Origin of the sequence: Lederbergia sp. NSJ-179, assembly GCF_022867885.1 — a bacterium.
Taxonomy (GTDB): domain Bacteria; phylum Bacillota; class Bacilli; order Bacillales; family Bacillaceae_C; genus Lederbergia.
The window spans coordinates 24,051-30,445 of record NZ_JALIFP010000045.1; the positions used below are offsets into that span (position 1 = coordinate 24,051).

The following is a 6,395-nucleotide window of genomic DNA, read 5'->3' on the forward strand; positions in this document are numbered from 1 at the left end:
ATTTTATGTCTGAACAAATTTATAAGCGGCAAGGTGATCTTGCTAAACTTATTGAACGTTATTCAGAACAGGACGGTACCTACGCAACTGCTATTCCGTCTTTATTTATTACTCGTATATCTAATACTACTGAACCAAATTATGGAATTTATAATACTTCCTTATGTGTTGTTGCTCAAGGCGTGAAGGAAGCATTACTGATTCAAGACCGTTTTAGATACAGCCCTGCGGATTACCTTGTTGCATCTGTTGATTTACCAGTTATCGCTCAAGTTATCGAAGCCTCTCCAGATGTTCCTTACTTGGCTTTGAAACTTGAAATTAGACCGAATGACATATTAGAGGTCTTACGTGAAACGCAAATGGAAGCTGGCAAAAAGGAAAATGCTAAGCGAGGGATGTATGTCAGCAAAATGAAGCAACCTTTATTAGATGCGATAATAAGATTCGTTCATTTACTAGATACGCCGGAAGACATCCCGGTCCTTGCCCCTCTAATCAAAAAAGAAATTATCTATAGAGTTCTGCAAGGAGAGCATGGGGGAAGACTGAAACAAATAGCAATAGAAGGTAGTTCTACTCACCAAATCAATACGGTGATTAAACATATTATGCAAAACTATGATAAGTCCTTTAAAATTGAGGAGCTTGCGGAAATAGGAAATATGAGCGTTTCTTCCCTATATCGGTATTTTGCAGAGGTAACGACAATGAGTCCCATTCAATTCCAAAAACAATTAAGACTACAGGAAGCTCGGAGTCTATTATTATCCGAGTCAACGAATGCAGCAGATGTTGCATTTCGAGTAGGGTACGAGAGCCCTTCACAATTTAGCCGCGAATATTCTCGTATGTTTGGTCTACCACCAAAAGAAGACATAAAGCACCTTGTGGAAGAACTATAAACAAATGATAAACACATGGATGTTCCTTTATGCTTTTAGCAAATTGGGACGGAGCTGCGTGTGGAAGGATCGAGTATTTTATTCTAATTATTATTTTCTTGTTAAAATTACTATGTTTACTAAGTTAAAGTTATTTCGAGGCAGGCACAAAAAGTACCCGCCTCTATTTCGTAATAACATCTAAACTTTTTTGTCACTTATCACCATTTATATTGGATTCAGTCAAGGTTTGGGAAAATTCTATAAAAATAGGCTAATTATATATCAGTCGACATTGACTAAAACGTGAAGATAATGTCTAAAAATTTGCTTCTTCTTTCCATACTATTTTCCGGATTACACATAATGAAGAAAAGATGAGAACGTATCAAGAAGCACTAATTGAAGCATAGCCTAAAGTAGGATAGAAGCATCTTGAGCGAACAAATAAATGATGTTATAGTTTTAAAAAAGAATCTGCCTAAATATTTATGCAGTTGTATGAGAGCGTTCATATAGGAGGGAGTCGGGGTCTATGTCAAAAATTATCTTTGTCAGTGGGGTTGCTGGAACTGGTAAAACAACTGTTTCAAAAGCTATTCATAAGTATATTCCTGCTGTCTATCTTGATAAAGATACAGTCGGTGGGAAATTTAGTGAGCAATTTTTGAAAGCAACGGGGTACGATCCAAATGATCGGGATTCCAAATATTATAAGAAGCATTGCCGTGATTTGGAATATGATGTGACGATGGATTTAGCGATGGAAAATGCTTCATTAGGTCTAGATTCTATTTTGATTGGGCCATTCACAAAGGAAATTGAGACGAAAGAATGGCTAGAAAAGAAATTGACGGAGTTCGGGCTATCTCGAGATGACATCACAGTGAAGGTTCTATTTGTCACATTAAAAGATACACAGTTACAAAAGGAACGCATTATGGAACGTGGAGCTATGGACCGAGACAAATGGAAAATGGAGAACTGGGATGAGTACGGGCAAAGCTTAGATCTTCCAACAGTGGCTTGGGGAATTCATGAAACAGATATCATGGTGTTTGATAATTCAGGAGAGTTAACAGAGGATAAGGTGAAGAAAATTGTAACCTTTCTTGAACGATAGGAATAAGAATTCTCAATAGACAGTCTGAACAAACCACACGATCCGCTGTAAGAAAAGCTTCACAGGAGGAAATGAAATGGGAAATTTGCAAGGTAGAGTTGCCATCGTAACAGGAGCAAGCAGTGGGATTGGGGCTGCCATAGCCAAGGAGCTTGCTAGTGAAGGAGCAAATGTGGTCTTGGCTGCCCGCCGTATGGATAAATTAAAGGAACTGGAAAAAGAGATTGATCAACAGGGAGCTGGAAAGGCATTGGCCGTTAAAACCGACATCGCTAACAAACAGGATGTTGAGGAAATGGTCAAGCAAGCAACAGCGACCTTTGGGAATGTAGATATTTTTGTGAATAATGCCGGTCAAATGTTGACGGGAACGGTACGGTCTGGAAAGGTAGAAGAATGGGAGCAAATGATTGATGTCAACATCAAAGGCGTCTTATACGGTATTCATACAGTATTATCGTCGATGCTTGCGCGGTCAACAGGCCATATTATCAATATTGCTTCTGTTTCCGGATATGAGGTGACGAAAACGAGTACCGTCTATAGTGCAACAAAATTTGCTGTTCGGGCGATTTCCATGGGATTGGAAAAGGAACTAGCTAGAACTGGCGTCCGTGTCACAAACATATCCCCTGGTATGGTCGCAACTCGATTAAGCCATTCCATGAAAAATGATCGAAAAAAATTAGAAGCTCGAGATATTGCGAAAGCAGTGGTATATGCCGTGACGCAGCCGGATTATGTAAACGTCAATGAAATTACCGTACGTCCGGTGTAAGATGGATATAAAATTTAAAAAGAAAAAGGCCGAACAACTTGTAATGAAGGTTGATTCGGTCTTTTTCGCATGTATTACACTAATAACTGCGCAAGATCAGCCCTATCAGGTTGAATTTACAAAATTTATTTGAAAGTTCGGCAATAGTGGGGAGGAGTTCAGCAATTGAGCGGTGAACTTCAGCAATCGGGGTGAAAAGTTCAGCAATTGAGCGGTGAACCTCAGCAATCGGGGTGAAAGTTCAGCAATTGAGTGGTGAACCTCAGCAATACCGGCCAAAAGTGATTAACTAAAGGGAGTACGAGGAATTGCGTCCATTTTGTGAAATAAGGAAAACACCCTTGTATTTTCAAAAAAAACGTAGTATATTAAGAGTGTAGAAAGTTAGTGAAAATATTCACAAAACAAACCAACACTAGTGCACTTATATTTTTTTAAAAGCAAATGTGAATACTTTCACAAATAATACTTATAGGAGTGATCATAATGAATAAATGGTATGAAAATCGCTGGGTCGCCATTGTATGGGCAGCATTAAGAATTTGGCTAGGAGTTCAGTGGTTGGAAGCAGGTTGGCATAAATTAGGCGCATTTGACGCGGCAGGGTTCTTACAAGGAGCGATTGCCAAAGCAGGTGGAGATGCCCCCGTTGTTCAGGGTTGGTACGCAGCCTTCCTAGAAAACGTGGCTTTACCAAATGTAAAATTGTTTAACGTCCTTATCCCTATAGGGGAAATTCTCGTCGGACTTGGTTTAATCGTAGGGGCTTTGACAATTCCAGCCCTGATCGCAGGAGCCTTCATGAACTTGAACTTCTTGCTTGCTGGAACCATTAGCACAAATCCTGTGTTATTTACAGTTGCGATTATTCTCTTATTTGTCATCAACGGAACAATTTACTATGGGGTTGATCGCTTCCTTATCCCAGCTATAATCAAAAATATGAAAGACAAAAATATTTTAAAAAAATTCCATCGTGCACCGGCACAGTAAAAATCGAAGGGAAAGCTTTTTGAGAGCTTTCCCTATTGTGATACGGCTGGTTGTATATTTGCTTGCGTATAACTTGAAAAAACCGCATGTTTTACTTAATAGGTACGAGCCTAAATAGAACTCATAACAATCAAAAGTTGGAGATAAGTAAAGGGAAAGAAACAACTAGAAAGGGATGGTTGTATTGAAACCAATAAATATTGTGGGGATTGGATATGGAGGAATGGGGTCATATCATCTTGACCATATTCTACCAAATGAAGCAGAACGATTTCATGTAGTAGGAACCTATGATATTCGTTTAGAAAGACAAGAGAAGTCTAGAGAAATGGGGCATAAGGCGTATGACTCGTTAGAATCTGTACTGGGCGATAAAGAAGTGGAAGCCGTCATTATTGCGACACCTAATGATAGTCATAAAGATATAGCGATACAAAGTCTTAGAGCTGGAAAACATGTTGTGTGCGAAAAACCAGTGACCTTAAATCTTAAGGAATTAGATGAAATATTAGCCGTAGTCAAAGAAACGAACAAGGTGTTTATGGTGCATCAAAACCGACGATGGGATCCGGACTTTTTGATCACACGAGAATTATATCAGAATGAACATATAGGTGAATTATTTCAAATTGAGTCCAGAGTTCAAGGCGCGAACGGGATTCCTGGTGATTGGCGTCATGAGAAGAGATTTGGTGGCGGCATGCTTCTAGATTGGGGTGTTCACCTTTTGGATCAATTATTATTTATGATAGATAGTCCGATCAAAAAGGTGGCAGCGGATTTTAGCTACATTTTAGGAAATGATGTGGATGATGGCTTTATCAGCTATTTAACCTTTCAAAACGGTATAAAAGCAATTGTAGAAGTAGGCACAACCAATTTTGTAAAACTTCCTAGATGGTATATAAAAGGAACAAAAGGTACAGCGATGATTAAGGATTGGGATCTATCCGGCGAGCTGGTTGTTCGCTCAGGAGAAGAAAATATTTCAGCTCCGAAACCGGTCAAAGCCGGAGTTGGACTAACAAAAACAATGGCGCCACCATCAGAAGAAGCAACCGCTTTATTAGAACTTCCTAGAGGAAAGGCAGAGTATGATCCTTTCTATAAAAATTTTTATTCTGTTGTAAGAGAGGGTGCAGAACCAGTCGTAAAAAATGAAGAAGTGAGAAGAGTAATGGCTCTTATTGAAAAAATCTTTGAAGCAGTAGAAAAACAACAAATTTTAGATTTTGAATAAAGCATATATATATGTATAAAGAGGGCTGTCCAGTTGATTTTTTCAGCACTGGAAAATGCCCCTTTTTTCACGTTCAATTTCAATCTACTAATTAATAATCCCATGCCGAATGATATCTACATGAAAGGTTGTTTCAATCGGAACTTCAGGGTATTCTTTATTCCAATCGATTTTTTTCCATGTGGAATGATGGTAGGCTTTCACTTTTTCGCCCAGCCCCAATGAATCATTATTGGCCTCTTGCATTTTGGCGAGTGTTTTTTTCGCCAATTTATTTAACTGATTTTCTATATTGTTGGACAAGGCTTTCACTTTTTTTTCATTCTTTAAATGATCTAATGGATACTCATCAATTTCCACTTCGAGCTTAACGTTTACCTTTGCACCAATATGCCCATTTTTTACGTTCATCTTTACTTTTCTTTTGATATCACGTATGGCGATATTCACAAAGTTTTTTTCGTGTTTTTTTTGATCATTCCTTACCTTTAGGTTTAATGTTAGGCCATTTGGATTTTGATTGGACAGAATCAGGAACATGCTCGTTTCCTCTATATTCAAATGGCCTGTCAATTGATCACCATGGAACAAAGCCAACCCTTTCACTTTCGCTGTGTTTTCTCCCTGATTTAAACCAACATAAGGCAGCACAAGATCTTTGCCTTCAGTTGAAATAATGGGAGATGCTGTTTGTACATTTTCATTTTTTGTAATTCCCGCTTCATATGCCGTATCAAGAAGTTCTGCATAAAGATCACTAATAAGAATAGACTCGCCTTCCTTGATAGACAACGCATCTTGGGCTTTTCCATCAAAAATAGCCATCTTTGCATTTAATGGACCTCTCAAATCTCGATAGATGGAATCCAAAATTGAAAAAATGCCATGGGAAGCCAATTGCTCACCAAAAAAAATGACCTTGGCTTTGGATCGATCAAATTTTTCAGGAATGCTTTGATCCATACGGTTTTCGGCATCTTTGACTGTATCCCCTGTCGTAGATAAAGTTTTACTTTCATTTAAAGATGTATTTTCCTGACCTCCACCACGCTTGTTTTTTGGAAAGGTAACAGTCTTAAGTATTTTTTCGTCATTTGTCTGGTCGTATCCAATGGATAATACCAGGCTGTGTTCCTTTAATAAGCGTTGATCCCAGCATCCGGTAAGAATGATAGCCAATATAGCTGCCCAAAAAAAAGGTAATCGATCATTCATCCGCTATTCCTCAGCTCCTTCTTGTTGAAAATAATAGATATAACTCAAGTTTCGGACATGCTAAATAAGCCTTAACGCTTGGTATGAAAGGGATAGGTACAATTCTATTATCATGCTGTCCCAGCATGAAGTAGTGGATTTCGCAAATAGTCAGGTAATTTG

6 protein-coding genes are annotated in these 6,395 nt (G+C 38.5%); 5 read left to right on the plus strand and 1 reads right to left on the minus strand.

What is annotated here, in order from left to right; translation table 11 throughout:
- Positions 1-5: 5 nt before the first annotated feature.
- From MUB24_RS20475 to MUB24_RS20495, 5 genes are all read left to right on the plus strand, one after another.
- Positions 6-905: an AraC family transcriptional regulator gene (locus MUB24_RS20475; protein ID WP_244707380.1), complete on the plus strand. Its 900-nt coding sequence runs from the start codon at positions 6-8 to the stop codon at positions 903-905.
- A 514-nt stretch (positions 906-1,419) separates the two neighbouring features.
- Complete coding sequence (locus MUB24_RS20480) at positions 1,420-2,007, plus strand: P-loop nucleotide/nucleoside kinase family protein (protein ID WP_244707381.1); 588 nt, start codon at positions 1,420-1,422, stop codon at positions 2,005-2,007.
- 76 nt (positions 2,008-2,083) lie between these two features.
- Positions 2,084-2,785 (plus strand): SDR family oxidoreductase, encoded by a 702-nt coding sequence (locus MUB24_RS20485; protein WP_244707382.1) that lies wholly within the window; start codon positions 2,084-2,086, stop codon positions 2,783-2,785.
- A gap of 486 nt (positions 2,786-3,271) precedes the next feature.
- Entirely contained in the window at positions 3,272-3,778 is a 507-nt protein-coding gene (locus MUB24_RS20490) for a DoxX family protein (RefSeq protein ID WP_244707383.1), read from the plus strand.
- 184 nt (positions 3,779-3,962) lie between these two features.
- On the plus strand, positions 3,963-5,018 hold the full coding sequence (locus tag MUB24_RS20495) for a Gfo/Idh/MocA family protein (protein ID WP_244707384.1): 1,056 nt from the start codon (positions 3,963-3,965) through the stop codon (positions 5,016-5,018).
- An 87-nt stretch (positions 5,019-5,105) separates the two neighbouring features.
- On the opposite strand, the gene MUB24_RS20500 is transcribed toward MUB24_RS20495, so the two are convergent.
- Entirely contained in the window at positions 5,106-6,233 is a 1,128-nt protein-coding gene (locus MUB24_RS20500) for a Ger(x)C family spore germination protein (RefSeq protein WP_244707385.1), read from the minus strand.
- Positions 6,234-6,395 lie beyond the last annotated feature (162 nt).